This is a genomic window from Streptococcus sanguinis (genome assembly GCF_050222175.1).
GTDB classification, from domain to species: Bacteria; Bacillota; Bacilli; order Lactobacillales; family Streptococcaceae; genus Streptococcus; species Streptococcus sanguinis_M.
This window is the reverse complement of sequence record NZ_CP071420.1, coordinates 1,666,850-1,693,249: the sequence shown is the minus strand read 5'-3', so window position 1 is coordinate 1,693,249 and position 26,400 is coordinate 1,666,850. Positions and strand designations below refer to the sequence as shown.

Below are 26,400 nucleotides of genomic sequence, written 5' to 3'. Positions count from 1 at the left end.
AGGAAAAATCATGGCAAAACAAAGATTGATTTTATTGTATGGCGGACGCAGTGCAGAGCGGGAAGTTTCGGTTTTATCAGCTGAGAGCGTCATGCGGGCTGTCAATTATGATAGATTCTCGGTGAAGACTTACTTCATCACCAAGGATGGAGATTTTATCCAAACTCAGGAATTTGAAGCAAATCCGGCGGCTGATGAGAAGTTGATGACTAATGCCACAGTGGACATGTCTCGGAAGATTAAGCCCAGCGATATTTACGAAGATGGAGCAGTGGTCTTTCCAGTCTTGCATGGTCCTATGGGCGAAGATGGCTCTATCCAAGGCTTCCTAGAAGTGCTCAAAATGCCTTATGTCGGCTGTAATATTTTATCTTCTAGCCTAGCTATGGATAAAATCACGACCAAGCGAGTGCTGGAATCAGCAGGCATCGCCCAAGTGCCTTATGTGGCGCTGGTCGATGGTGAGGATCTAGAGCAAAAAATCCAGGAAATCGAGGAGAAATTGACCTATCCCGTCTTCACCAAACCTTCCAATATGGGCTCCAGTGTAGGCATTTCTAAATCGGAGAACCAAGCAGAACTGCGTGCTTCTCTGGACCTGGCTTTCAAATACGACAGCCGGGTACTGGTCGAGCAAGGAGTGACGGCTCGCGAGATTGAGGTTGGGCTTCTGGGCAATGTTGATGTCAAGAGTACCCTGCCTGGAGAAGTGGTCAAGGATGTAGCATTCTATGACTACGAAGCCAAATACATTGATAATAAAATTACTATGGATATTCCGGCCAAGATTCCAGACGAAGTGGTGAGTCTGATGCGTCAAAATGCAGAAGTAGCTTTCCGAGCTCTGGGCGGTCTAGGACTGTCCCGCTGTGATTTCTTCTATGTAGAAGATGGTCAGGTCTTCCTTAATGAGCTCAATACCATGCCAGGTTTTACCCAGTGGTCTATGTATCCATTGCTCTGGGAAAATATGGGGCTGGCCTATCCTGACTTGATTGAGAAACTAGTTGGCCTAGCTGAAGAGGCATTTGCTAAGAGAGAGGCGCATCTTCTCTAAAATATGATATAATAGAGGGGCTGAAAATTTTCGGTCCTTTCTTTTTGCGAGCAAACCGAAAAACGAGGAAGAAGTATGAAATTATATTTATATGAAATCGCAGAAGTCCTATCTGCGAAAAATGATGTGACTCAGTTTGAAAACGTCCCTCTTAGAAATGCTGAGTTTGACAGCCGCTTGATTGAGCCGGGTGGCCTTTTTGTGCCGCTTAAGGGAGCGCGTGATGGCCATGACTTTATTGCGACAGCCTTTACTCAGGGAGCTGCTGCCACCCTATCTGAGCGTCCAGTGGCAGAGGGAGCTTATATCTTGGTCGATGATGTCCTGACGGCCTTCCAGCGCTTGGCCAAATATTATCTGGAAAAGATGCAGGTGGATGTGCTGGCGGTGACAGGTTCCAACGGTAAAACGACGACCAAGGATATGTTGGCCCAGCTACTAGCAACCAGCTACAAGACCTATAAGACACAAGGCAATTACAATAACGAAATCGGTCTGCCTTACACGGTTCTGCACATGCCTGAGGATACAGAGAAACTTGTCTTAGAAATGGGGCAGGATCACTTGGGCGATATCCATCTCCTGTCGGAACTTGCCAAACCTAAGACGGGCATTGTAACTCTGGTAGGAGAAGCCCATCTGGAATTTTTCGGCAGCCGAGCTGAGATTGCTCAAGGCAAGATGCAGATTGCAGACGGTTTGAGAAAAGATGGTCTCTTGATTGTTCCGGCAGATAAGATTGTCAATGAATTTCTGCCAGCAGACTGCAAACTGGTTCGCTTTGGTCCTGATGCGGATATCTTCCTGACGCGTCTGGAAGAGCGCAAGAACAGCTTGAGCTTTGAATGCAACTTTTTAGAGCAGAGGATTGACCTGCCTGTGACCGGTAAGTATAATGCAACCAACGCCATGATTGCAGCCTATGCAGCTCTGCAGGAGGGTGTATCTGAGGCGGCAATTGCTCAAGCCTTTTCTGAGCTGAAGCTGACCCGTAATCGAACGGAGTGGAAGAAAGCTGGTAATGGCGCAGATATCCTATCGGATGTCTACAATGCCAATCCAACAGCCATGCGCTTGATTCTGGAGACTTTCTCGACCATTCCGGCCAATCCAGGCGGACGAAAATTGGCGGTACTGGCGGATATGAAAGAGCTGGGAGCTGACTCTAAGTCCATGCATGGCTCGATGATTACCAGTCTCAATCCAGAAATTGTGACCGACCTTTTCCTCTATGGACAGGACATGGAAGCCCTCTATGACTATGCCAAGGAAATCTACCCGCCAGGCAAGGTGCATTACTTTATCAAAAATGACGAGAAAGACCAGTTTGAACAGCTGACCAAAGCTGTCAGAGAGAAGCTGACTCCTACCGACCAAATTCTTCTCAAAGGCAGCAATTCTATGAATCTGGCTAAGCTGGTAGAGGACTTGGAAGATGGAAACTAAAGAAATTGCAAAAACCATTCAACGTCTCCTTTCTATTACAGAGACAGGTCTAGCATTTAGTCGTGATGAATTTGATCGAGAACGTTACTTAGAACTCCGTCAGCTTTTGGGACACCTCCTGGCTGATTGGTCAGATTTGGATGGGAAAGAATTGGCAGAGCTGTTGCGCCCAACGGATTTTTATGCTACTCCTTTGATTGATGTCCGAGCTGTACTGGTTCGAGACGGAAAAGTCTGTTTAGTCAAGGGTAAAAATGAGAAAACTTGGGCTTTACCAGGCGGCTTTTGTGAAGTCGGCCTATCTCCTAAGGAAAATATCATCAAGGAAGTCCAAGAAGAAACGGGATTTAATGTTTCAGTTTCGCGTCTGCTTGCAATTTTTGATACTAATAAATTTCAATTTCAGAGTAAGCAATATGCTAAACTGGTCTTCGAGTGTCAGATAGAGGATGGAGATTTTCAGCCTAATACAGAAATAGAAGAGTTAGCTTTCTTTGCTATCCAATCTTTACCAGAATTATCTTCTAAGCGGACTACAAAAGAACAGTTGGAAATCCTTTGGGAGATTTATCAAGGAGACAGAGAACAGTATTTGGATTAGTGAAGTAAGTTTCTGGGATACTCTTTGTCTGAAAAAGCTAGAAATTATTGCAACAACAGGTAAAATCAACCTCGTTCAAACCTTATATTAGAATGGGAACCTAGGAGATGGGAATAAGAGATATGTTTACAACCTATAAAACCGAACCGCCTCAACTGGGACTTTGGTATTTTGTTCTTTTGGGGCTGGTCTTTGCGATTATCTGGCTTTCCTATCTCTACTACAATCGGAAAGCTTACCAGCAGCTATTTGTCGGGATGCAAGCTTGCCAGCTGATAGGCCTCTATTCTTGGTATATGCTGACTGCTGCCCCACTGTCTGAGAGTCTGCCCTTTTATCATTGCAGAATGGCTATGTTTGCCTTGATGTTTCTGCCTAATCGCTCAGTGTATAAATTTTACTTTGCACTTTTGGGGACTTTTGGCTCGATTGTAGCCTTTATCTATCCGATTTTTGATCCTTACCCTTTCCCCCATATCACTATTTTGTCCTTTATCATTGGCCATCTAGCGCTCTTGGGAAATTGTTTGATTTATCTTTTCAGATATTATCATACTTTCTCTATGAGCTGGCAGCGAGTGGTGTGGACGACCTTTATGATGAATGCTTTTTTGCTTGTTATCAATATGTTGACAAAGGGTTCTTATGGATTTCTTACAGATCCGCCGCTTGTTGGCAATCACGGACTCCTGCTCAATTATCTGCTTGTCTCAATTGTCTTAAGTGCAGCAGTTTGCTTGGTTTCTGAAATTTTTAAGCGCGTGGAGCAGACCAAGACAGTTTCCCTAACTTAATTATCTCATGGAGGATTTATGAAAGATTTTTTAACTACGACAAAAACGGTGGCACCGCCTATCTCGATTTTATGGTATGCTGTGATGATTGCTCTGGTCTTGCTGTCTATTTGGAGCTCGCTCAAATACCATGATAATCCGCGTTTTGTTAAAGCTTTTAAGTGGATTCAGATTGCTCAGCTGCTGATGCTTTATAGCTGGTATTTTGGTTTTCGAATTCCCTTTTCCAATAGTCTGCCCTTCTATCATTGCCGCCTGGCTATGTTTGCGGTGGTCTTTCTGCCAGACAAATGGCGCAGCAAGCAGTATTTTGCTCTTTTAGGAGCTAGCGGAGCGGTCTTTGCCTTGGGCTATCCAGTCTTTGACCCCTATGATTTCCCGCACATTACCAGCTTTTCTTTCCTGATTGGCCACTATGCACTCTTGGTTAATTCCTTGATTTATCTGATGAATCACTACGACAAGAGCCTGCTCAAGAAATACATGATTGTAGCCTACACCTTTGGACTCAACCTTTTCCTAGTCGGCGTTAATCAAGTGACGGGAGGTAATTACGGTCTGCTAAAAAGTCCGCCTTTCATCCCTGATGCCCCCCTATGGATAAAGTACCTTCTTGTGTCGGTCATCCTTTCTCTGGCCCTGGTTCTCTTCGATATATTGTTTAAGAAACGGTGGAAAAAGCAGTTAAGTCTAGTCCAAAATTAATTCATTTCAAATGTACAACTCCTGTCAAGTTAATTTGGCAGGAGTTTTTTTAAATTAGGAAGCCTTATCACGCCCTGCTTTGCTTCTAGTAACAAACGGACTATTTGTCTATCAACTCTTTAAGCTGGTTGAGCTAGACGCTTCTGTGACAGCTGAAGAGAAAGAAGAACTGGAAACCAGAAAAAACGCCTGCTCTATTTACTGGGTTTAACCTTAATCTTTACAATTTTCCTCTTTAACAGTGTCATTGTTAGATTTTAAGGGAAATTTCATTGACATAGGAGAATAGAATCGCTCGAAAGGGCGATTTTTATCTTCTTTAGATAATTGAAAAAAAGCGCTAAATCCGCTATAATAGGTAGGTTGAAAGGATTGAAAAACTCCGATGTAAAATAAAAAAACAAATACTAAGATTTACTATTATCCTAAATGAAAGAAAGAGAAGAAGATGACTTTACAAGAAGAAATTAAGAAACGCCGGACCTTTGCCATTATCTCCCACCCGGACGCGGGGAAGACGACCATTACGGAGCAGTTGCTCTACTTCGGGGGCGAGATTCGTGAAGCTGGGACGGTCAAGGGGAAAAAGACGGGTAATTTTGCCAAGTCTGACTGGATGGATATCGAGAAACAGCGGGGGATTTCAGTGACTTCCTCTGTCATGCAGTTTGACTACGATGGCAAGCGGGTCAATATCCTGGATACGCCGGGGCATGAGGACTTCTCAGAAGATACTTATCGGACCTTGATGGCGGTGGATGCTGCGGTCATGGTTATTGACTCGGCTAAGGGTATTGAGGCCCAGACCAAGAAGCTCTTTGAGGTTGTTAAGCATCGTGGTATTCCAGTCTTCACTTTTATGAATAAGCTGGATCGTGATGGTCGCGAGCCCTTGGATTTGTTAGAAGAACTAGAAGATATTTTGGGCATTGCCAGCTACCCGATGAATTGGCCGATTGGCATGGGCAAGAGCTTTGAAGGTCTTTATGACCTCTACAATGAGCGCCTGGAACTTTATAAGGGCGAGGAGCGCTTTGCAACTCTGGCGGAAGGTGACCAACTGTTTGCTTCCAATCCTTTCTATGAGCAAGTTAAGGAAGACATTGAGCTCTTGAGCGAAGCTGGAAATGAATTCTCGGAAGAAGCGATTTTGGAGGGAAAACTGACACCTGTTTTCTTCGGATCAGCCCTGACCAACTTTGGCGTCCAGACTTTCCTGGAAACCTTCCTTAAGTTTGCTCCGGAACCGCATGGTCATAAGAAGACAGACGGTGATGTAGTCGAGCCACTCAGTCCAGACTTTTCAGGTTTTGTCTTTAAAATTCAGGCCAATATGGACCCGCGCCACCGCGACCGTATTGCCTTTGTCCGTATCGTTTCTGGCGAGTTTGAGCGCGGTATGAGTGTCAATCTGCCTCGTACTGGCAAGTCTGCCAAGCTATCTAATGTTACCCAGTTTATGGCTGAGAGTCGGGAAAACGTGACCAATGCTGTGGCCGGTGATATTATCGGGGTTTATGATACGGGGACTTATCAGGTCGGTGACACTCTGACTGTGGGCAAGAATAAGTTTGAATTTGAGCCTCTGCCAACCTTTACTCCAGAGATCTTTATGAAGGTTTCAGCCAAGAATGTCATGAAGCAAAAATCCTTCCATAAGGGGATTGAACAGCTGGTGCAAGAGGGAGCCATCCAGCTTTATACCAACTACCAGACGGGCGAGTACATGCTGGGTGCTGTCGGTCAGCTCCAGTTTGAAGTCTTCAAGCACCGCATGGAAAACGAATACAATGCTGAAGTGGTCATGAATCCTATGGGCAAAAAGACTGTCCGCTGGATTTCACCAGATGACCTAGATGAGCGTATGTCTTCTAGCCGTAACATCCTGGCCAAAGACCGCTTTGATCAGCCAGTCTTCCTCTTTGAAAACGACTTTGCCTTACGCTGGTTCGCGGACAAATATCCAGATGTTAAACTGGAAGAGAAGATGTGATTGTTTGTTAAAGACAATTAGTTTATTTAATGTTATAAGTTAATAAAAAAGGAATATATTTCTATAAGAATAAGAATGAATAGATGAAAACTAATATACAATATATAGATTTATTTGCGGGTGCAGGTGGTCTTTCTGAAGGGTTTAAAAGAACTGGTAAATACAACTCTATAGCTCATGTTGAAATGAATAAGCATGCTTGTGATACTTTAAAGACAAGACTAGCCTATTATTATTTAAGAGAGAATAATAGTATAGAAAGTTATTATAAGTATCTTAAGAAAGAGATTTCTAGAGATGAGTTATGGACTCTAATTCCGGATGCTATTTTGGAAAGCGTTATAAATGCAGAACTTAGCGATGATAATATTCTTGAATTTTTTGCACAAATAGATGACCTTGTAGGTTTATCTGAGACAAAAAGGGTGGATTTAGTAATTGGAGGGCCTCCATGTCAAGCATATTCTATTATGGGCCGCTCTGTAAGTCTCACTGGTATGAAAGATGATCCTAGGAATTATTTGTATAAACTATATGTGAAGTTTATTACTCGTTACTCTCCCAAGATGTTTATTTTTGAAAACGTCCCAGGTATCTTAACTGCTGGATCGGGGAAAATTTTAGAAGATATTATAGAATCGTTTTCAAAATCTGGTTATAAGGTGAAATATCAAGTTTTAAATGCTGAAGATTTTGGTGTTCTACAGAATCGTAAGAGAGTCATCTTAATTGGATGGAAAAAAGAATTTAATTTTTCATACCCTGTTTTTAAAAAAAAATATTTTCCGAATTCCAGTGTAAAATTTATTTTAGATGATTTGGCTAAGCTAGATATTAATACTGAAGATAATAGGTATATATCGAAATCGAACGACTATCTGGTTAAGAGTTTCATAAGAGATAGTGATGCTCCATTGACGTGGCATGTTTCAAGATATACAAATAAAAGAGATAGAAAAATTTATGCTAAGGCAATTGAATTATGGGATAAAAGTAAAGTAAGATTGAGATATGACTCATTACCTAAAAATCTTGTAACACACAAAAATCAAAAATCATTTTTAGATAGGTTTAAAGTTTTAGCTTCAAATTTACCATCCTCTCATACTATGATTGCACATATTGCTAAGGACGGGCACTATTTTATACATCCTGATATTAAGCAATGTCGTTCCATAAGTGTCAGAGAGGCCGCTAGAATTCAATCTTTCCCCGATGATTATTTTTTTGAAGGGCCTAGAACAGCAGCATTTACCCAAATTGGCAATGCAGTACCTCCTCTAATGGCTTATTATATTGCAAAAAAATTAGAGGAATATTTTATTAACGAGGACTGAGAGATGACAGAAATTAAATTTAGACCGAAAGCTCAAATTTTAATTCAATTGGGAGATCAACTAATTAAAAATGAGGGTATCGCATTATTGGAGTTAATAAAAAATTCATACGATGCTGATGCCAAAGAATGTGAGGTGAATTTATCTTATTTAGACTCAGAAATGCTTGGGGAAATCGTTATTGAAGATAACGGAGTAGGAATGTCTTTTGAAACGATTAGAGATGTCTGGATGCAACCGGGAAATACTCATAAAAAGAATCAAGTTGATGAAGAAAAGAAGACTAAGTTGGGGCGCTTACCGATTGGAGAAAAAGGAATTGGCCGATTCGGAATTCATAAACTAGGTAAAGAAATTGAAATTATTACTAGATCGAAGGGAAATCCCGAAGTATATTTTAAAATTGATTGGAGTAAGTTTGATTCAAATCAGTTTTTAGATGAAATACCAATTACTATTGAGGAACGGGAACCTCATAAGTTTATAAATAGTACTGGAACAAGGATTCAAATTAGAAATATAGAGCAGTGGGATAAACGTAAATTTCGTGAAACATATAGACAAATCATTTCTTTGAATTCTCCGTTTGAGTCCCAAGAATCGTTTAAAGTTAATATAAAAAGTACACACGAAGATTGGCTTGATGGCATTTTAAATTTCAATCAGATTAAACAATTTGCTTTGTACCGTTCGACAGCTAATTTTAAAGATGGTAATATTAAAGATTTTAAGTATGAGTTTTCACCATATGATAATATGTCAGTTGAATCTCGTAGGATAGAAAAAGATGTTATCCCGCTTGAACTTTTTAGTGATAGCAAACGTAAAGACCCAGCTAAATTCTTTCAAGGGAAACCTAAAAAATTCATGGAACAGCAAGGGATAAATGACTTTTCTATTGAGCTGTATGTTTTTGATAAATCATCAGATGTTACTCGCTTTATTGTAAAAGATAAAAAATCTTTTAAAGATTACTTGACCGAAAATGGGGGAATAAGAATTTTCCGTGATAATATGCGAGTTTTAGATTATGGTGAAAAGGGGAACGATTGGCTCAATCTTGACTCAAAACGTGTAAATAATCCAGCTAGTTCGTTGAGTAACAATATAATTTTAGGAGCTATATCTCTAAAACGCAAAAATAGTAGAGGATTGGTTGAAAAAGCAAATCGAGAAGGTTTCATTGACAACCAGAGCTATGAATTGTTTGTAAATATAATTGAGAAGTATTTATTTGAATTTACTAGGGAAAGAAATATCGATAAGGATAGATTACGCCAATCCTTAAAAGAAGATAATAAAGATCTGGTTGATATTATTGATGAGGTAGCAAATGATATTGAATCTTTAGATGTTGAAACAAAAATAAAGAAACAGATTTCTCATAAATTAAATCGAGTGAAGTCAGAGTATAAATTTATTAAAGAAACGTATGTAAAAACTTCATCAGCCACAAGTAACTATGCAATTGTTATTCATGAGATGGAAAAAATTGTAAAGGAGCTTTCTACAGTTTCATGGAATTCTAAAGAAATTGAAAGAATCAATCGACTAACTCTTAGATTGCGAGATCTAATTGATGGATATACTTCTATATTACGAAATAGAAGAAAATCTAACTATTCTGTTATAGAGATTATTAATAATGCTTTATTTAATGTTGAGTTTAGGTTGGAAGCCCATGAAGTTTCGCTTGATAGTTTTTATAAAGATAAGAATTACAAGGTATTGTGTGACAAAGGTTTGATTGTGTCTGCTATCATGAATATCATTGATAATTCAATATACTGGATACATAAATCAGGGAAAAAACAAAAAAAAATCTTAATCGATACGGTACTAACTGATAAGGATCGTGTTGAGCTAATAATAGCAGATAACGGAACAGGATTTCAGGGGAATCCAGAGGATATGATTCGTCCTTTTGTCGGAGAAAAACAAGGTGGACTTGGTCTAGGGTTAAATATTGTTAACGAAATTATGAATTCACAAAAAGGACAGCTACTTTTTCCAAAAAATAAAGATTTAGATTTACCGAAAGAATATCAATCAGGAGCGACTATAATACTAAGTTTACCACTGTCGGAGGGATAAGATAGGATATGATTAATTTGCCTAATAATGGATCTATTGTAATTTTAGATGATCAATATACGGAAGCAGAACCATTAATTAAACTTTTATCAAAAAATAATAAGTCTTTTCGATACTATGACGGAAAGTATGAAAATTTACCGTTAAAAAGCATTGAGAAAGAAGCGACAAGACTAGTTTTTTTAGATTACAATTTAACTGAGGGGACCACAGGTAGCGCTAGTCAAGTTTCTACAATAGCTGCAAATTTAACAAGAATTATAGACGAAGATAACGGCCCGTATTTTATTTTACTTTGGAGTAAGAATAAGAATGATGCTCAAGAGTTCAATAATGATATGGAAAAAATATACGTAACATATCCTCATTTAAAACCTTTAGAGATCAAATGTCTAAATAAAGCAGATTACTTTGAAACAGAAGTTGATGGTTATAAATTCAACAGCGATAGAGTGGAAGAGTTTCAAAGAGAACTAGAAGAAATGGTAAGTGGCATAGAGCTACTAGAATTCTATTCAAGCTGGGAAAATAAAATATTGTTAACAAGTCAGAAATTAATAAAGAAAACTTCTGATGTTGGTCAAGGGATGAGTGCAAAACAGTTAGTACACTTATTATCTCATATTAATTTGGAACAGTTTTCAAGAAATGTGGGAAATGAACAGTTAATAGTTGCTGCATACCAAAGTTTAAATACTGTTTTTTCATCGTATTTAAATCATAAAATAGAAGATATCAAGCTAAGTGAGGATCGTTTTAGTGAAATTTCCTCAGAAGACAATTATGAAGTTAATTCTGCACGAGTAAATAGTTGGCTGAATATTAATACAATAGATAATCCTAGTCGTATAGGGCAAGTGTTTTCAATGCCTAGCTCTTCTTTCCTTGATGATAATATCATTAAAAATAATGAACTAAGAGGGCAATTCATAGAAATTGCAAATCAAAATAAAACAGAGAATGATTACTTCAAAACGGTAGGTCTTGAAATCAGTCCAGAGTGTGATGTAGCCCAAAATAAAAGAAATTTTTATAGAGTGATTCCAGGAATGGTTATTTCAGAGTCTTTAATGAAAAATGTTTTTACAACTCTTACGAATGAACTAACCCAAGGAGAAAAAAATAAAGCTTTGGTTTATTCAATAAAAGCAAATGGTGAATTAAACTTTAAATGCTTACCACAGTCAATATTTTTGTCTCCAAAATTTGAATTTAAAGCTAATGGAGAGTGCTTTGATGTGTTTTTGATTTTGGATTTGTCACAATTTAGGACAATTCCAATTCAAGATGAAAGCAGGGATTATTTTGAGGATAAAGAAATGCTTTTTTCAGTAAATAGTGATTTATTGCAATCGATAAAAAATAGTTTGGCAGCTAATATACAAAGAAAAGGATTTCAATCGCTTTAAAAACTATCATATTTATTGATAAAAATCTTAGCTTCAAAGAAGTTAGAGGAAGAGAAAGTAGTTTTCGTTAAATAAAAAAATAATAGAAAGGAGCTCCATGTTTCTGGAAAGAAAACTAAAAGATCAGTCTGTCTGGATCAACATTGACTCAGATAGTTTCAAAAAGAATGCCAGGATTTATCAGGATTATGAAATTGATAAAGAGACCATCGAGTATGCGCTGGATAAGAACGAGCGGGCTCACATGGACTACAATCGTGAGAATGGAACTGTTGTCTTTATCTACAATGTCCTTGATCTAGCGACAGATAAGGAACATTATGAGACGATTCCTATGACCTTTGTGGTGCAACAGAGACGGCTCATTACGATCAGCAACCAGGATAATGCCTATGTTGTCGATATGATGAAGTCTTATACTGAGCGTCATGAGCCAGTATCGGTCTATAAGTTTCTCTTTGCTAGTCTAGAGTTGATCTCCAATTCTTACTATCCGGTTGTTGAGCGGATGGACAAGCGCAAGGATGAGATTAATGCTCTCCTGCGTCAGACCACTACCAAAAAGCATCTTTTTGCCCTGTCAGACTTGGAAACTTCTATGGTCTATCTAGTTGCTGCAGCTAAGCAGAATCGCATGCTCCTAGAGCATATCAAAAGTCATGGCATTTATCGCCGTTTTGATGAATTAGAAACCGAGCAGTTTGAGGATGCTATGATTGAGGCTCGTCAGCTCGTCTCCATGACCGATCTGATTGCTCAAGTTCTCAGCCAGCTCTCTGGCTCCTACAATAACATCCTGAACAACAATCTGAATGACAATTTGACGGTATTGACCATTATTTCTGTTCTTCTAGCAGTACTCGCAGTTATCACGGGTTTCTTTGGTATGAATGTTCCTCTGCCCTTGTCAAATGATAAAAATGCCTGGATTTATATTGTTGTCATTAGTCTAATCATCTGGGGACTTCTGACCAAGCTTCTTAAATGGTTAGCCAACAAGAAGTAAACATTTGAAATTATTTTCCCTATGACAAGCATCGAGAATGGTGCTTGTTTTTTCTTGCTTTGGAAAGAAAATGATTGGTACAGTTGGTCTATATTTAAAAAACTGTTGTTTTATGTAATAAAATATAACATAAAAATTATAATTATTATTGCATAAAATTTCATAATAAAGTATAATATAAAACAATTTAAAATAAGTGAGGGGTAGAAATATGGCAGAATACCTAAACGATTTAAATTACAAAGGTAAATTATACCAATATACAGACCTTGAAAAAGCCTCAGATGCACTAGGAGGGAATATAGAAGGGCTTCCTTATTCTATACGAATATTATTAGAAAGTGTTCTCCGTAAGGAAGATGGTATTGACGTAACAAAAGATAACATTATCTCTTTGATACATTATCAAGCTAAATCACCAAGCGGAGAAGTGCCTTTTAAGCCTAGTCGAGTCATTCTCCAGGATTTTACAGGTGTTCCTGTCGTGGTGGATTTGGCTAGTATGCGCGATGCGATTGTCGGACAGGGAGGTCAGGCTGATCAGATTAATCCAGAGATTCCGGTTGATCTAGTCATTGACCACAGTGTTCAGGTGGACTTTTATGGCTGTGACACAGCTCTAGAGGCCAATATGAATCAAGAGTTTGTCCGTAACAATGAGCGCTACGAATTTCTCAAGTGGGCAGAAAAATCGTTTGATAATTACCGAGCGGTTCCCCCTGCTACTGGGATTATCCATCAGGTTAATATCGAATTTCTCAGTGATGTCATCATTGAAAAGGATGGCCAACTCTATCCAGACAGTATGTTTGGGACGGACAGTCATACGACAATGATTAATGGGATCGGTGTTCTGGGCTGGGGAGTCGGTGGGATTGAGGCTGAGGCTGCCATGCTAGGTGAAGCTTCCTATTTCCCAGTTCCTGAGGTGATTGGTGTTCGCCTCTTGGGCAAGCTACCTAAGATTGCGACAGCGACGGATTTGGCTTTAAAGGTCACGCAAATCTTGCGGCAGGAAAATGTTGTTGGCAAATTTGTCGAGTTCTTTGGGCCTGGTTTGTCTAATCTAAGTCTGGCTGACCGGGCAACAGTGGCTAATATGGCGCCGGAATACGGGGCTACCTGTGGTTATTTTCCGATAGATGAGGAAACGCTCAATTACATGCGTCTGACCAATCGGTCAGAAGATCATATCGAGCTGACCCGTCTCTATGCTCAAAAAAATCACCTCTTCTATGATGAAAAGGTTGAGCCGAACTATACCAAGGTAGTTGAAATTGATTTGTCCAGCATTGTGCCGAGTATCTCAGGACCCAAGCGACCCCAGGATTTGATTGAATTAACAACTGCTAAAGAGGAGTTTCAAGCTAGTTTAGTCAGAGAAGCAGGGGTCCGAGGCTTTGGTCTAGATGAGAGCGAGCTGGAAAAGTCAGCAGTGGTTCAATTTTCTGATCATGAGGAGACGATTAAGACAGGCCATGTGGCCATCGCTGCCATTACTAGCTGTACCAATACATCTAATCCCTATGTCTTGATGGCGGCAGGACTTTTAGCCAAGAACGCAGTAGAAAAAGGCTTACGCGTTTCAAAGACTGTCAAGACTTCATTAGCTCCGGGCAGCAAGGTGGTCACAGGCTATCTCAAGAAGAGTGGTCTTCAGTCCTATCTGGATCAGCTTGGTTTCAATCTTGTCGGCTATGGCTGCACCACTTGTATTGGAAATTCAGGAGATCTCCGACCAGAAGTGGCTCAGGCAATTACGGATACTGACTTGCTGGCTAGTGCTGTTCTTTCAGGCAATCGCAATTTTGAAGGTCGGATCAACCCACTGGTCAAGGCTAATTTCCTAGCTAGTCCGCCCTTGGTAGTTGCCTATGCTCTGGCTGGAAATACCAATATCGATCTGACTAGTGAGCCGTTGGGTTATGATCAAAAAGGGCAGCCAGTCTATTTGATGGATTTGATGCCGGAGCACGACTTGGTTGCTGACTATGTTCAAAAATATGTGACGCGCCAGCTTTTTGAAAAAGAATATGCCCATGTGTTTGATGACAATGAAAAATGGAATCAGATTCCGACAGCCTCTTCTCAGAATTATCAGTGGAATCAGGCTTCGACCTATATTCAAAATCCACCTTACTTTGATGGCTTAGCTGATGATTTAGCCATTCAGCCACTGAAAAATCTTGCGGTGCTGGCAAAATTTGGGGATACGGTGACGACAGACCATATCTCCCCAGCAGGAAATATTGCCAGAAACAGCCCTGCAGCTTCCTATTTGATGGAGCACGGAGTGGATTACCAAGAGTTTAATTCCTATGGCAGCCGTCGGGGCAATCATGAGGTCATGATGAGGGGGACTTTTGCCAATATTCGGATAAAAAATGAATTGGCGGATGGAAAGATTGGTGGTTACACAGATTATAAAGGGGAGTTGCTGTCTATTTATGAGGCGGCCATGCGCTACAAGGAAGAGCAAATTGATACCATTGTCCTAGCTGGCAAAGACTACGGTATGGGTTCCAGTCGTGATTGGGCAGCTAAGGGGGCCAATCTTTTGGGTGTCAAGGTGGTGCTGGCAGAGAGTTTTGAGCGCATTCATCGGTCCAATCTGGTCATGATGGGGATTCTTCCTCTGCAGTATCTAGAGGGTGAAAATGCGGATAGTCTGGGCTTAACAGGTAAGGAGACTTTCGACATCAACCTGCCACAGAACCCTCAAGTTGGCCAGCTAGTTGACGTGGTAGCGCGTAAAGGCGCTGAAGAAATAGCTTTTCAAGCTCGGCTGCGTTTTGATGCAGAAGCGGATATCCGTTACTATGAAAATGGGGGGATTTTACCCATGGTCGTTAGAAAGAAATTAGAGGAGGTGTGAGCATGAGTCAGACGGACGGTTTGAAAGATACCATTGCCTGTGATACCAGAATTAGCCAGATTGTGGATGATTCTTTGTCTTATGCGGGTTACAATATTTCTGAATTGGTAGAGCACCATGCAAGTTTTGAAGAGGTGATTTACCTGCTGTGGCATTTGCATTTACCGACTCAAATTGAGCTCAAGCATTTTGAAGAAGATCTGCGAGCTAATTATGCCATTAGCGATGCGGTGGAGCAGTGCATCCTTATCCAGTCCCGCAAGCACCTTCATCCCATGAGTGTCTTGCGCTCAACGGTCAGTCTTTTGGGTGTTTATAATGTCCATGCTGAGGAAGCATCTCTAGAAGCTACCTATGAGCAGAGCATCCAGCTTATGGCAAAGATGCCGACTATTATTGCGGCTTTTGCCAGACTGAGGTCGGGTCAGACTCCGATAGAGCCGCGGGAGGATTTAGGTTTTGCGGCCAATTTCCTCTATATGCTAAAGGGAGAAGAGGCTAGTGAGCTTGAAGTCAAAGCCTTTAACTGCGCCTTGGTGCTCCATGCCGATCATGAACTCAATGCTTCAACCTTTGCGGCTCGAGTCTGCGCTTCAACCTTGACCGATATTTATTCCTGCGTGACAGCAGCTGTTGGAGCACTCAAGGGCTCCCTTCATGGTGGCGCTAACGAATGTGTCTTTGATATGCTGAAAGAAATCAGAGAGGAAGGGGATTGCCAGGCCTACCTAGACCGTAAGCTGGCCTCTCACGAGAAGATTATGGGTTTTGGCCATCGAGTTTACAAGACTCAAGATCCGCGTGAAAAATACCTGCGTCAAATGGCCAAGGACTTGACACAGGGAACCAAGGACGAGGTCTGGTATCAGCTTTCAGAGGAAATTGAAGCCTATATGAAGCATACCAAGCATCTGATACCGAATGTCGATTTTTATTCGGCTACGGTTTACCATGTGTTGGGCATTGACAGCAGTATCTACACCTTGATTTTTGCTATGAGTCGGGTGGCTGGCTGGATTGCTCATATTCAGGAACAGCGCAAGAACAATAAGCTGATTCGGCCACGTTCTAACTATATTGGTGCTCAAGGTTTGGAGTATCTTCCCATTGGAAGGAGATAAAATGGCAGATAAGATTTTGTTTGAGAAAGGGCGGTTGCAGGTGCCAGATGCTCCTATTATTCCTTACATCCAAGGAGACGGGATTGGAGTGGATATCTGGAAAAATGCCCAGCTGGTCTTTGATAAGGCAGTGGAAAATACTTATGGCGGCCAGAGAAAGGTTGTTTGGAAGGAAGTTTTGGCTGGGAAAAAAGCAGCAGACCAGACAGGTGACTGGCTACCGGATGAAACGCTGGCAACGATTAAGGATTGTCTGGTGGCTATTAAGGGTCCCTTAGAAACTCCAGTCGGAGAAGGAATCCGTTCGCTGAATGTGGCCCTGAGACAGGAATTGGATCTCTATGCCTGCCTGCGGCCGGTTCGTTATTTCAAGGGAGTTCCCAGTCCGCTCAAGCACCCCGAGAAGACAGATATCACGATTTTTCGGGAAAATACAGAAGACATCTATGCAGGGATTGAGTGGGAGAGTGGAACGGATGCAGTCAAAAAAGTTATCGCTTTCCTGCAGGAGGATATGCAGGTTGACAAGATTTGCTTCCCAGAAAGCTCTGCTATTGGGATCAAGCCAATCTCTAAGCAGGGCAGTGAGAGGCTGATACGGGCGGCTGTTGACTATGCCCTAGCCAAAGGACTGAGCCGGGTAACTCTGGTTCACAAGGGCAATATCCAGAAATTTACAGAGGGTGGTTTTCGGAAATGGGGCTATGAACTAGCTCAAAGAGAGTATGCGGACGAGCTGGCTTCTGGAAAACTAATCATTCAGGATGTCATTGCTGATAATTTTCTGCAGCAGATTCTGCTCTATCCAGAGAAATTTGATGTTGTCGCCTTGACCAATCTAAATGGTGACTATGCCAGCGATGCTTTGGCTGCTCAGGTGGGCGGGATTGGTATCGCTCCAGGGGCCAATATCAATTACGAGACTGGTCATGCTATTTTTGAAGCTACTCACGGAACGGCACCAGATATAGCGGGTCAAAACAGGGCTAATCCTTCTTCTCTTCTCTTATCAGGGGCTATGCTCTTTGATTACATTGGTTGGCCGGAGGTCTCTCATCTCCTGACTAAGGCCATTGAGAAGGCTCTCTTTGAGCAAAAAGTGACAGGGGATTTTGCCAGTCAGCTGGAAGGAGTAGCAGCCTTGACCACTAGTCAATTTGCTGAGGAGCTGCTAGCTAATATAGAAAAGTATCCACAATGAAAAAATGATGAAGAATCTGCCTATCTAGACAGCCTCTTCATCACTTTTTTGTCTTTTTCGATATTCCAGTCCCCAGCCAATTATCCAGCAGAAGACTAGTAGGTAATTTTCAATCCAGCCCAGTAGATTGGCTTGATTCGCCTTTTCCAGATAGCCTAGCAGATGGTTGGTGCCAAAGCCCAGCCCACCCAGAATCAGTGCTAGCAGGGTCATCCGTAGATAAAACCAATCATACTTTATGTTGGCGGCAATGACTAAAGGCAGAATAGCCAGATTCCAGAAACCAATTTCCCGCTGCCAGTAGGGAGCTAGACCATAGATGGACTCATTGCCCAAGAGCTGGGGCTGGAAAATCTGGATCATAGCTGCGCTCAGCATAGCTAAGATTAGTAAAATGAAAATCACTCGTAAAAATTTATTCATACCTGTCTCCTTTCTTCTTTGTAGATTATAATGTTTTTGAAAATGATTTTCAAGTTTTCATTTTTTACAAAAGAAATCTCTAATAAAATATTTTACAGTCAAGTTCTATCTTTTTAGGTGCTTTTGTGGTATACTAGGTTAGTTGCAGAAATACAGTTTTTCTATTCAGTGGGAACTAGCGACCGAGTCGGCGCTTTTTTAGTGCCTGGACTTGAGAGACCATATTTATGAAGAGAAGAGCGAATACTCTCAGAAAATCGAGATTTAGCAAGAGAAAAGCACTTGGTATGTTTCGATAGTTGAGTATCAAAAGCCTTATAAGGTGGCTTCGCACCACCTTTAGAAAGAAGAAGAACATTGAAATTTAATGAATTACATTTATCTGCTGAATTACTAGCAGAGATTGAAAAAGCTGGCTTTGTAGAAGCAAGCCCTATTCAAGAGCAGACGATTCCGCTTGCTATGGCCGGTAAGGATGTCATTGGTCAGGCCCAGACAGGGACAGGAAAGACAGCAGCCTTTGGCTTTCCAACTCTAGAGAAGATTGATACAGATAATCCTGCTGTCCAAGCATTGATTATCGCTCCAACCCGTGAATTGGCCGTGCAGAGTCAGGAAGAGCTTTTCCGTTTTGGCCGCAGCAAGGGGGTCAAGGTGCGTTCTGTCTACGGTGGCTCCAGTATCGAAAAGCAAATCAAGGCCCTCAAATCTGGTGCTCATATCGTCGTAGGAACACCTGGTCGTCTCTTGGATTTAATCAAACGCAAGGCGCTTAAGCTGAATCAGATTGAAACTTTGATTTTGGACGAAGCGGATGAAATGCTTAACATGGGCTTTTTGGAAGACATTGAGTCTATCATTTCACGTGTGCCAGAAGAACGTCAGACTTTGCTCTTTTCAGCGACCATGCCGGATGCTATCAAGCGTATCGGTGTCAAGTTTATGAAAGAGCCTGAGCATGTCAAGATTGCTGCTAAAGAGCTGACAACGGAGCTGGTGGATCAGTATTATATCCGTGTCAAAGAAAATGAAAAATTTGATACCATGACTCGCCTGATGGACGTGGAGCAGCCAGAGCTGTCTATCGTCTTTGGCCGGACCAAGCGCCGGGTGGATGAGCTGACTCGCGGTCTGAAAATCCGCGGTTTCCGAGCAGAGGGGATCCATGGTGATTTGGACCAAGGCAAGCGCCTCCGCGTCCTGCGTGACTTTAAAAATGGCAATCTGGATGTCTTGGTGGCGACAGATGTGGCCGCGCGTGGATTGGACATTTCTGGTGTGACCCATGTCTACAACTACGACATTCCGCAGGATCCAGAAAGCTATGTTCACCGGATTGGTCGGACTGGTCGTGCTGGTAAGTCAGGTCAGTCTATCACTTTCGTAGCGCCAAATGAAATGGGCTATCTGCAGATCATCGAAAATCTGACCAAGAAGCGTATGAAAGGCCTTAAGCCAGCGACTGCAGAGGAAGCTTTCCAAGCTAAGAAAAAAGTTGCCCTTAAGAAGATTGAACGCGATTTTGCGGATGAAAGCATCCGTTCTAACTTTGAGAAATTTGGCAAGGATGCTCGTAAGCTGGCAGCAGAATTCAGCCCAGAAGAGCTGGCTATGTATATCCTCAGCTTGACGGTGCAAGATCCAGATGCCCTTCCTGAAGTAGAAATTGCCCGTGAAAAACCACTGCCATTTAAACCGTCTGGCGGTGGCTTTGGCGGAAAAGGCAAGGGCAGTCGTGGCGGAAATAGCAACCGTCGCAGCAATGACAATCGCCGTGACCGAGGTGGCCGCCGCGATCAATTTAAGAAAGGTCGCAAAGACGAGCGTTTTGACAAAGAAAATCGCTACCGCAAGGACCATAAGAAGCCACGCAATACTTCTAGCGAGAAGAAAACCGGCTTTGTTATCCGTAACAAGGGTGATAAATAAAAAGTTAGAACTATGATACATCAAATATGTATCATAGTTTTTTCTTTTGATGAGATGTTAATGCTATTATACTCGTCTTTTGTAAAAAAATTTGATTGGAACATTTAAGTATTTTATGATAAAAGGCGCCACAATCTTGTGGCGTTTTTTGTGAGAAATCTTATAAGCAAAAAGTACATAAAGTGTAATTTAGTTACTTGGTTATCAAATCAAACAAAATAGTACACGATTTATTAATTATTGTAAACAAATAATTTATAAAAAATATATAATAAGCTATTGACTATATTATATCATAATGATATAATGAATTTACAAACAAAAAGAAACAAGGTGAGGTAATAATGGAGCTTTCTCAATTGTTTGATAAAGAGTTAGTTTTTTGTCTAACTGCAAAAAGTCAAGAAGAGTTATTTTATCAGGTAGCTGATTTACTGGAAGAGAGAAAAATTGTCAAGCCTTCTTATAAAGAGGCTCTGATAAAAAGAGAGCAATCTTTTCCAACTGGATTGGATATGGAGTTTTTAGGCAAAGACTTGCCAAATGTAGCCATTCCCCATACAGACATTGAGCACAACTTAACAGAGAATGTGGTTGTGGTTAAGTTGGAACAGCCTGTGACTTTCCACAATATGATTGCACCTGCACAGACAGTTTCAGTCTCTCTTTTATTCTTTATTATTAACCATTCTAGCTCAAGTCAAACTAACATTTTGGCACAGCTTATGGACTTCTTCACTAGCCAAGGTAATTTAGCTGAGCTAGCTAAATGTAGCACTGAAGAAGAGTTGTTTCACTATATTTCAACAGTCATCAAATAAATAAAATGGAGGTTTTTACCATGATTAAAATTTTAGCTGCCTGTGGAGCTGGTGTGAATTCCAGCCACCAAATCAAAAGTGCCCTTGAGGAAGAGTTGTCAAACCGCGGTTATGATGTTCATTGTGATGCAGTAATGGTCAAGGATGTCAATGAAGATTTAATTCAAGGATACGATATCTTTACACCGATTGCAGCAACAGATTTGGGCTTCACACCAGAAATTCCTGTTATTGAAGCAGGACCGATTCTCTTCCGTATCCCAGCTATGAGTGCTCCGGTGTATGACAATATTGAAGCGGCCATTAAAGAGCATGGTCTAAGTTAGGTTATAAAAGGTTAAACCAGGAGGTTTTGTTATGAATGCTATTATTGATATAGCGAATAAGTTCTTTGATCCCATTATAAAAATGGGCGGCCCGATAGTCATGCTGATTATCTTGACTGTCTTGGCTCTGTTATTTGGTGTGAAATTTTCTAAAGCTTTGGAGGGTGGTATTAAGCTAGCCATTGCTTTGACGGGTATCGGGGCCATCATCGGTATGCTGAATGGAGCTTTCTCAGCTTCACTTGCAAAATTCGTTGAAAATACAGGCATTCAGCTTAACATCACAGATGTTGGCTGGGCTCCTTTAGCAACGATTACTTGGGGTTCTCCATGGACCTTGTACTTCTTGCTTATCATGCTGATTGTCAATGTCGTTATGCTGGTTATGAAAAAGACAGATACACTGGATGTTGACATCTTTGATATTTGGCACTTGTCCATCACCGGACTACTAATTAAGTGGTATGCGGATAACAATCATGTGAGTCCAGCTGTATCACTACTGATTGCGACTGCAGCAGTTGTCCTAGTCGGTGTTTTGAAAATCATCAACTCAGACTTGATGAAGCCAACATTTGATGATCTTTTGAATGCACCAAGTTCATCTCCGATGACGTCTACTCACATGAACTATATGATGAATCCTGTCATCATGGTTTTGGATAAGATTTTTGATAAATTTTTCCCTTGGTTAGATAAGTATGACTTTGATGCTGCGGCTCTGAATAAAAAGATTGGTTTCTGGGGCTCTAAGTTCTTTATCGGTTTCCTTCTCGGGGTGGTCATTGGTTTTATGGGAACTCCACACCCTGTAGCAGGTGCAGAAGATGCAAATACTTGGCAATTAGTCATTAAAGGTTGGTTGACTCTAGGTTTGACTGCCGGTGTCTGCTTGGAATTGTTCTCATTGATTGGTTCATGGTTCATTGCAGCTGTAGAACCACTTTCACAAGGTATTACAAACGTTGCTACAAAACGTCTACAAGGCCGTAAATTTAATATCGGTTTGGACTGGCCTTTTATTGCAGGTCGTGCTGAAATCTGGGCTTGTGCTAACGTACTTGCACCAATCATGCTGATTGAAGCAGTTCTTCTTTCTAAAGTAGGGAATGGTATTCTACCATTGGCTGGTATCATTGCAATGGGCGTAACTCCAGCGCTCTTGGTAGTTACACGTGGCAAACTCTTACGTATGATTGTGTTTGGAAGTCTTTTGCTCCCGCTCTTCCTGTTGTCAGGAACTCTGATTGCACCATTCGCAACAGAACTTGCTAAAGGTGTTGGTGCCTTCCCTGAAGGAGTCAGCAAATCGCAATTAATCACTCACTCTACGCTAGAAGGACCGATTGAGAAGCTGCTAGGCTGGACTATCGGTAATACTACAACTGGTGATATTAAAGCAATCATCGGTGCAGTTATCTTCTTGGGAGCTTATGTAGGAATCTTTGCTTGGTATAGAAAACAAATGATCAAACGTAACGAAGCCTACGCTGCAAAGGAAAAATAAAAGCTTGTGGCTAGAATAAGATATAAAGTAAGCCATAAAAACAAATAGTCAAGCGAAGAAAACTAGGCTGATATAGATAAAGTCTAGTTTTCTTGTTGTAGAACAGATTAAATAGTACTAATTAACTAATTTATAGATTTAAATTCAACATATAAGCTATTTAAAATAAAAAAATTCACAAATCTTTGTTTATATGCTGGAACTGTTGTATAATAAGGTGAAGGTGAGTCTGTAAGAAATTCAGGAGCAAAAGGAGAATGTAAAATGAAAGAAAGTAGACATAGAATCATTCTGCAAGAACTGGATCAAACAGGTGTGGTTGCTGTCAAAAATCTCAAAGAAATGCTAGGCGTCACGGATATGACCATCCGTCGGGATTTGATTGATTTGGAGAAGCAGGGCATGCTGACCCGAGTTCATGGCGGAGCCCATAAGAAGGTCAAAAATGCTCTCAACGAGATTTCTCACTCAGAAAAGCAAATGCTGAATGTTGAGGAGAAGAAGCAGATTGCCCGTAAATGTGCGGATTTGATTGTTGACGGGGATACGGTCTTTATTGGGTCAGGCACCACAACGGATTTTATAGGAGACTATTTGGATGGCAAAAATATCAGCATCGTCACCAATTCGCTACCAATTTTTGAAAAGTTAAAAGAAAGAGCCAATTTAGATTTAATTCTGATTGGCGGACGCTATCGGGCTAAGACTCAAACCTTTGTCGGTCAGTTTGCCAATAATCTTTTGAAAGAAATCAAGGTTTCTAAGGCTTTTATTGGGGCGAATGGTATTGACGGTCATAATGTTACGACCAGCAATGAAGAGGAAGGCAACGGCGACGCGATTATCCTTAACAATGCCATCAGCAAATACATTGTAGCCGATAACAGCAAGTTTGACAGCTATTCTTTCTATTCTTTTTACCGGCTGGACAACCTCAGTGCAGTTGTGACGGACGACAATATCGCTCCGAAAGTCAAGGAAAAATACAGCACCTATATTGAAATTTTGTGATGTCTGACCGATGAGAGAAACCTAGCTCAAATGAATAATTTATAGATGCTGTGACTGGGATTTTGTCTAGAAATTCTAGTCGCAGCTTTTTTATATCTTGGTCGATTTTTGTAAACAACAGTCTTGACTTTGCTGCGGAATTCCTTATATAATAAAATATATTATTAAATTTTAGGAGGTCTTATGACAATCAATATAGTGATTTTTGCGGCTGTGTCGCTTTTTCGTTTGGTGTTTTTGAGGAAATCCTCTCAGAATGAGCAGGATATTCTGGCCAAGGGTGGCATGGAGTACGGGGTGAAAAACTCAACTATCATGAAGTACCTACACATGCTTTTTTACGCGGTCTGCTTTCTGGAGTTGATCCTGAAAAAGCCAGCTTTTGACTTTGTGAGTCTATTGGGCGCTGTCTTGTTGCTCTTTTCTATGTTTATGCTCTACCTTGTTGCTAAGCTCTTGGGACCAGTTTGGACCATCAAGCTAATGCTGGTTAAGGATCATAAGTTTGTTGACCACTGGCTCTTTCGCAATGTCAAACATCCTAATTATTTCCTGAATGTTGTACCAGAATTGGTGGGCTTGGCCCTGCTCAGTCATGCCTACTTTGCTCTTTTCATCCTCTTCCCGATTTACTGTATCACCCTTTACGTTCGTATCAAGGAAGAAGAGCAGTTACTCAAGGAAGTTATCATTCCAAATGGCATTGCTGGTGAATAAAGTTAATAAAATGCATATCGACTGCAAAAGAAAGTCTAGGACCTTTATGTCCTAGACTTTTCTTGCATTAATTTTCGTATTTCATCAGCCATTTGCTGGGGTTGGTCCGATTCGAAAAGTAAAGTATTTTCTTCAGGCTGGTGGGCAGTTTGGCTGAAAGCCAAAACTGGCTTCCCCTTGCTGATAGCTCTTTGAACAATCTGGTCGACTTCTCCCCAGTGATTGATATCCAAGTAAATATCCGCCCTATCGAGCAAGTCTTCAATAAAGTCATCCTGGTGAATATTGGTGTAGAGGTTGATATTGGGATAGTCATTAAAGCTGGCTAAGTAAGGAGAAATATTGGTCTTAGCAGCTATGTGAAATTCTAATTCTGGCAGATTTTCTGCTAAATAGGCCAGTTGTTCCAAAGTATCAGAAGCCGTCAGCGTAAAGGCATGGAAATTGCCCTGTGGACGCTCCTTGATGATAAGCTCTTCCTTGCTCATAGCGATAGAGTTGCTGGGAATATCTTGGAAAATCAAGCTGTTGGCTCCAATGATGACATTATCACCAATGGTCACACCTTTGAGAATCACAGTATTGGCCCCAATCCAGCAGTTAGCTCCAATCTTGACTGGCGCAACACTATAATCAATCTTCTCGATATGGTAATTAGAATACTGATGATTGTGGTCAAAAATACGGACGCCATCACCAAACATGGTGTCCTTGCCGATTTCGATAGAGTGCTGACAGCGGACAGTGCAGTGATCGTTAAAGAAAACCCGGGTTCCTAGCTTGAGTTGTGCGCCGCTGGCTACATTGAGGCTGGTAAAAGATTGGAAGATGACATCTTGACCGATATCAAGATGACTATCTGGGGAAATTTCGATATGATGAAAGTCGCCTTTAAACTGGATTTCAGGCATGTTGAGTCCTTTCTTTGATGTAAGCCAGTTTGGCTTGTCTAGTTTTCTTTTTAAAAAGTGCTTCAGCCGACATGGCAGCCGGCTTGCTAGGGTGTTCTTCTTGGTAAAGTAAGGTAACTGGCAGCCGAGCGCGGGTGTACTTGGCGCCTTTGCCAGCTTGATGTTTTTTGAGTCGGGCTTGGACATTCGTTGTGTAGCCAGTATAGAGGGAGCCGTCCCCGCATTCAAGCACGTACATATATGCTTTATTTTCCATAGTAAATCTCGTGAATCTCCGGAGTGTAGCTGCCGTCCTGATTGTGAATAAAGAGAGGAGGCAGGATTTTTAGACCGTCGCGGGAACCATCTTTAATAGCTTCGATAAGTAGCATATTGGCCTCTTTACCCAACTTTGGATAGACAAACTGGATGCGCTTGGGAGCCAGGTTGTGGGCTTGCATGGTATCTAAAATATCTAAAAAGCGTTCTGGTCGATGAACCATAGCCAACCGACCATTAGATTTGAGGACTCGCTGGGCAATTTTGCAAATCTCTCCCAGATTGGTTGAGATTTCGTGGCGGGCTAAAAGGTAGTGCTGGCTTTCATTGAGATTGGATTTCTTGTCAACCTTGAAATATGGCGGATTGCAGAGAATCATATCAACCTTGCTGCCAGTGATATAGCGTCCTAGGTTTTTCAAATCGTCCTGAATGACCTGCATTTGCTGAGTCAAATCATTGAGCTCAATGGAGCGCTCGGCCATATCAGCCAGACGTTCCTGGATCTCGACTGCTAGAATCTTGGCCTTGGTCCGAGTGCTGGCAAAAAGTCCGACAGCGCCGTTTCCAGCACAGAGATCGACAATCAACCCCCGCTGAGGCAACTTAGGAAAGCGGGAAAGAAGTACGCTATCTACCGAATAGCTAAAGACCTCACTATTTTGAATAATCTTGACATCTGTCGAAAAGAGCTGGTTGACGCGTTCTCCGTCTTTTAGTTTTGCTTCGTTCATAAGTCAATTATAGCATGATTTAGCAAGGATTCCAAAGGGATATGGGAAGTTTTTGCACAATCAAAAAAACATGCGAGGATTCTCGCATGTTTCCATGAGCTTAAATGCTGATTCTATTTTAGCT

General features: G+C 41.2%; 23 protein-coding genes. 19 read left to right on the top strand and 4 right to left on the bottom strand.

Translation table 11 applies throughout. From position 1 onward, the window contains the following. Positions 1-10: 10 nt before the first annotated feature. From J1C91_RS08255 to icd, 13 genes are all read left to right on the top strand, one after another. The gene (locus tag J1C91_RS08255; RefSeq protein ID WP_032912498.1) at positions 11-1,057 is read left to right on the top strand and encodes a D-alanine--D-alanine ligase; all 1,047 of its coding nucleotides are present in this window, start codon (positions 11-13) and stop codon (positions 1,055-1,057) included. Positions 1,058-1,132: 75 nt separating this feature from the next. Then, a complete protein-coding gene (locus J1C91_RS08250; RefSeq protein WP_002910288.1) occupies positions 1,133-2,503 on the top strand; it encodes a UDP-N-acetylmuramoyl-tripeptide--D-alanyl-D-alanine ligase in 1,371 nt (456 codons plus the stop codon). Next, positions 2,493-3,104, top strand: coding sequence for an NUDIX hydrolase N-terminal domain-containing protein (locus J1C91_RS08245; RefSeq protein WP_002910287.1), 612 nt, complete (start codon positions 2,493-2,495; stop codon positions 3,102-3,104). The genes J1C91_RS08250 and J1C91_RS08245 overlap by 11 nt, the downstream gene beginning before the upstream one ends. A 107-nt stretch (positions 3,105-3,211) precedes the next feature. Further along, the gene (locus J1C91_RS08240; protein ID WP_002910286.1) at positions 3,212-3,898 is read left to right on the top strand and encodes a TIGR02206 family membrane protein; all 687 of its coding nucleotides are present in this window, start codon (positions 3,212-3,214) and stop codon (positions 3,896-3,898) included. 18 nt (positions 3,899-3,916) lie between these two features. Continuing rightward, positions 3,917-4,603, top strand: a complete 687-nt coding sequence (locus J1C91_RS08235; RefSeq protein ID WP_125439184.1) for a TIGR02206 family membrane protein — start codon at positions 3,917-3,919, stop codon at positions 4,601-4,603. Between the two features lie 448 nt (positions 4,604-5,051). Further along, positions 5,052-6,596, top strand: a complete 1,545-nt coding sequence (locus J1C91_RS08230; protein WP_125439186.1) for a peptide chain release factor 3 — start codon at positions 5,052-5,054, stop codon at positions 6,594-6,596. 83 nt (positions 6,597-6,679) lie between these two features. Then, entirely contained in the window at positions 6,680-7,933 is a 1,254-nt protein-coding gene (locus J1C91_RS08225; protein WP_221761879.1) for a DNA cytosine methyltransferase, read from the top strand. Positions 7,934-7,936: 3 nt separating this feature from the next. Continuing rightward, entirely contained in the window at positions 7,937-10,027 is a 2,091-nt protein-coding gene (locus tag J1C91_RS08220; RefSeq protein WP_427151633.1) for an ATP-binding protein, read from the top strand. A gap of 8 nt (positions 10,028-10,035) precedes the next feature. Then, on the top strand, positions 10,036-11,436 hold the full coding sequence (locus J1C91_RS08215; RefSeq protein WP_125439126.1) for a hypothetical protein: 1,401 nt from the start codon (positions 10,036-10,038) through the stop codon (positions 11,434-11,436). A gap of 97 nt (positions 11,437-11,533) precedes the next feature. Further along, complete coding sequence (locus tag J1C91_RS08210; RefSeq protein WP_002896103.1) at positions 11,534-12,442, top strand: magnesium transporter CorA family protein; 909 nt, start codon at positions 11,534-11,536, stop codon at positions 12,440-12,442. Between the two features lie 211 nt (positions 12,443-12,653). After that, on the top strand, positions 12,654-15,317 hold the full coding sequence (acnA, locus tag J1C91_RS08205) for an aconitate hydratase AcnA (protein ID WP_002910279.1): 2,664 nt from the start codon (positions 12,654-12,656) through the stop codon (positions 15,315-15,317). Between the two features lie 2 nt (positions 15,318-15,319). Further along, positions 15,320-16,438 carry a citrate synthase gene (locus J1C91_RS08200; protein WP_002917522.1) on the top strand — a complete coding sequence of 373 codons (1,119 nt, stop codon included), beginning with the start codon at positions 15,320-15,322 and terminating at the stop codon, positions 16,436-16,438. Then, positions 16,425-17,639 carry an NADP-dependent isocitrate dehydrogenase gene (gene icd, locus J1C91_RS08195; RefSeq protein WP_048771552.1) on the top strand — a complete coding sequence of 405 codons (1,215 nt, stop codon included), beginning with the start codon at positions 16,425-16,427 and terminating at the stop codon, positions 17,637-17,639. The genes J1C91_RS08200 and icd overlap by 14 nt, the downstream gene beginning before the upstream one ends. Positions 17,640-17,663: 24 nt before the next feature. On the opposite strand, the gene J1C91_RS08190 is transcribed toward icd, so the two are convergent. Next, the gene (locus tag J1C91_RS08190) at positions 17,664-18,062 is read right to left on the bottom strand and encodes a hypothetical protein (protein ID WP_048771556.1); all 399 of its coding nucleotides are present in this window, start codon (positions 18,060-18,062) and stop codon (positions 17,664-17,666) included. A 357-nt stretch (positions 18,063-18,419) separates the two neighbouring features. Between J1C91_RS08190 and J1C91_RS08185 the strand changes: the two genes are divergently transcribed. The 6 genes from J1C91_RS08185 (at position 18,420) to J1C91_RS08160 (ending at position 24,373) form a co-directional block, all read left to right on the top strand. Beyond that, positions 18,420-19,991 carry a DEAD/DEAH box helicase gene (locus tag J1C91_RS08185; protein ID WP_002912002.1) on the top strand — a complete coding sequence of 524 codons (1,572 nt, stop codon included), beginning with the start codon at positions 18,420-18,422 and terminating at the stop codon, positions 19,989-19,991. 344 nt (positions 19,992-20,335) lie between these two features. Further along, positions 20,336-20,812, top strand: coding sequence for a PTS sugar transporter subunit IIA (locus J1C91_RS08180; protein ID WP_002921872.1), 477 nt, complete (start codon positions 20,336-20,338; stop codon positions 20,810-20,812). A gap of 20 nt (positions 20,813-20,832) precedes the next feature. After that, positions 20,833-21,138, top strand: a complete 306-nt coding sequence (locus J1C91_RS08175) for a PTS sugar transporter subunit IIB (RefSeq protein ID WP_009659841.1) — start codon at positions 20,833-20,835, stop codon at positions 21,136-21,138. 31 nt (positions 21,139-21,169) lie between these two features. Next, positions 21,170-22,645, top strand: a complete 1,476-nt coding sequence (locus J1C91_RS08170) for a PTS galactitol transporter subunit IIC (protein ID WP_002910271.1) — start codon at positions 21,170-21,172, stop codon at positions 22,643-22,645. Positions 22,646-22,909: 264 nt separating this feature from the next. Beyond that, entirely contained in the window at positions 22,910-23,656 is a 747-nt protein-coding gene (locus tag J1C91_RS08165; RefSeq protein WP_002900848.1) for a DeoR/GlpR family DNA-binding transcription regulator, read from the top strand. A gap of 183 nt (positions 23,657-23,839) precedes the next feature. Further along, positions 23,840-24,373: an isoprenylcysteine carboxyl methyltransferase family protein gene (locus J1C91_RS08160; RefSeq protein WP_002910270.1), complete on the top strand. Its 534-nt coding sequence runs from the start codon at positions 23,840-23,842 to the stop codon at positions 24,371-24,373. Between the two features lie 44 nt (positions 24,374-24,417). Here the strand turns inward: J1C91_RS08160 and J1C91_RS08155 are convergent, their stop codons facing one another. Genes J1C91_RS08155 through J1C91_RS08145 form a run of 3 tightly spaced genes read right to left on the bottom strand, consistent with a single transcriptional unit; the run spans position 24,418 to position 26,276 of the window. Further along, positions 24,418-25,284, bottom strand: a complete 867-nt coding sequence (locus tag J1C91_RS08155) for a DapH/DapD/GlmU-related protein (RefSeq protein WP_002910269.1) — start codon at positions 25,282-25,284, stop codon at positions 24,418-24,420. Beyond that, complete coding sequence (locus tag J1C91_RS08150) at positions 25,277-25,540, bottom strand: GIY-YIG nuclease family protein (RefSeq protein WP_002910268.1); 264 nt, start codon at positions 25,538-25,540, stop codon at positions 25,277-25,279. The genes J1C91_RS08155 and J1C91_RS08150 overlap by 8 nt, the downstream gene beginning before the upstream one ends. After that, on the bottom strand, positions 25,530-26,276 hold the full coding sequence (locus tag J1C91_RS08145; protein ID WP_125439124.1) for a tRNA1(Val) (adenine(37)-N6)-methyltransferase: 747 nt from the start codon (positions 26,274-26,276) through the stop codon (positions 25,530-25,532). Before J1C91_RS08145 ends, J1C91_RS08150 begins: the two co-directional genes overlap by 11 nt. Positions 26,277-26,400: the final 124 nt, after the last annotated feature.

What these genes read in the sequence shown, in the direction of transcription:
- J1C91_RS08245 (WP_002910287.1), top strand. Translation starts at nt 2,493, where the DNA reads ATGGAAACTAAAGAAATTGCAAAAACCATTCAACGTCTCCTTTCTATT.
- J1C91_RS08180 (WP_002921872.1), top strand. Translation starts at nt 20,336, where the DNA reads ATGGAGCTTTCTCAATTGTTTGATAAAGAGTTAGTTTTTTGTCTAACT.
- acnA (WP_002910279.1), top strand. Translation starts at nt 12,654, where the DNA reads ATGGCAGAATACCTAAACGATTTAAATTACAAAGGTAAATTATACCAA.
- J1C91_RS08230 (WP_125439186.1), top strand. Translation starts at nt 5,052, where the DNA reads ATGACTTTACAAGAAGAAATTAAGAAACGCCGGACCTTTGCCATTATC.
- J1C91_RS08155 (WP_002910269.1), bottom strand. Translation starts at nt 25,284, where the DNA reads ATGCCTGAAATCCAGTTTAAAGGCGACTTTCATCATATCGAAATTTCC.
- J1C91_RS08225 (WP_221761879.1), top strand. Translation starts at nt 6,680, where the DNA reads ATGAAAACTAATATACAATATATAGATTTATTTGCGGGTGCAGGTGGT.
- J1C91_RS08145 (WP_125439124.1), bottom strand. Translation starts at nt 26,276, where the DNA reads ATGAACGAAGCAAAACTAAAAGACGGAGAACGCGTCAACCAGCTCTTT.
- J1C91_RS08165 (WP_002900848.1), top strand. Translation starts at nt 22,910, where the DNA reads ATGAAAGAAAGTAGACATAGAATCATTCTGCAAGAACTGGATCAAACA.
- J1C91_RS08200 (WP_002917522.1), top strand. Translation starts at nt 15,320, where the DNA reads ATGAGTCAGACGGACGGTTTGAAAGATACCATTGCCTGTGATACCAGA.
- J1C91_RS08210 (WP_002896103.1), top strand. Translation starts at nt 11,534, where the DNA reads ATGTTTCTGGAAAGAAAACTAAAAGATCAGTCTGTCTGGATCAACATT.
- J1C91_RS08240 (WP_002910286.1), top strand. Translation starts at nt 3,212, where the DNA reads ATGGGAATAAGAGATATGTTTACAACCTATAAAACCGAACCGCCTCAA.
- J1C91_RS08250 (WP_002910288.1), top strand. Translation starts at nt 1,133, where the DNA reads ATGAAATTATATTTATATGAAATCGCAGAAGTCCTATCTGCGAAAAAT.
- J1C91_RS08170 (WP_002910271.1), top strand. Translation starts at nt 21,170, where the DNA reads ATGAATGCTATTATTGATATAGCGAATAAGTTCTTTGATCCCATTATA.
- J1C91_RS08255 (WP_032912498.1), top strand. Translation starts at nt 11, where the DNA reads ATGGCAAAACAAAGATTGATTTTATTGTATGGCGGACGCAGTGCAGAG.
- J1C91_RS08190 (WP_048771556.1), bottom strand. Translation starts at nt 18,062, where the DNA reads ATGAATAAATTTTTACGAGTGATTTTCATTTTACTAATCTTAGCTATG.
- J1C91_RS08220 (WP_427151633.1), top strand. Translation starts at nt 7,937, where the DNA reads ATGACAGAAATTAAATTTAGACCGAAAGCTCAAATTTTAATTCAATTG.
- J1C91_RS08160 (WP_002910270.1), top strand. Translation starts at nt 23,840, where the DNA reads ATGACAATCAATATAGTGATTTTTGCGGCTGTGTCGCTTTTTCGTTTG.
- J1C91_RS08215 (WP_125439126.1), top strand. Translation starts at nt 10,036, where the DNA reads ATGATTAATTTGCCTAATAATGGATCTATTGTAATTTTAGATGATCAA.
- J1C91_RS08150 (WP_002910268.1), bottom strand. Translation starts at nt 25,540, where the DNA reads ATGGAAAATAAAGCATATATGTACGTGCTTGAATGCGGGGACGGCTCC.
- J1C91_RS08175 (WP_009659841.1), top strand. Translation starts at nt 20,833, where the DNA reads ATGATTAAAATTTTAGCTGCCTGTGGAGCTGGTGTGAATTCCAGCCAC.
- J1C91_RS08235 (WP_125439184.1), top strand. Translation starts at nt 3,917, where the DNA reads ATGAAAGATTTTTTAACTACGACAAAAACGGTGGCACCGCCTATCTCG.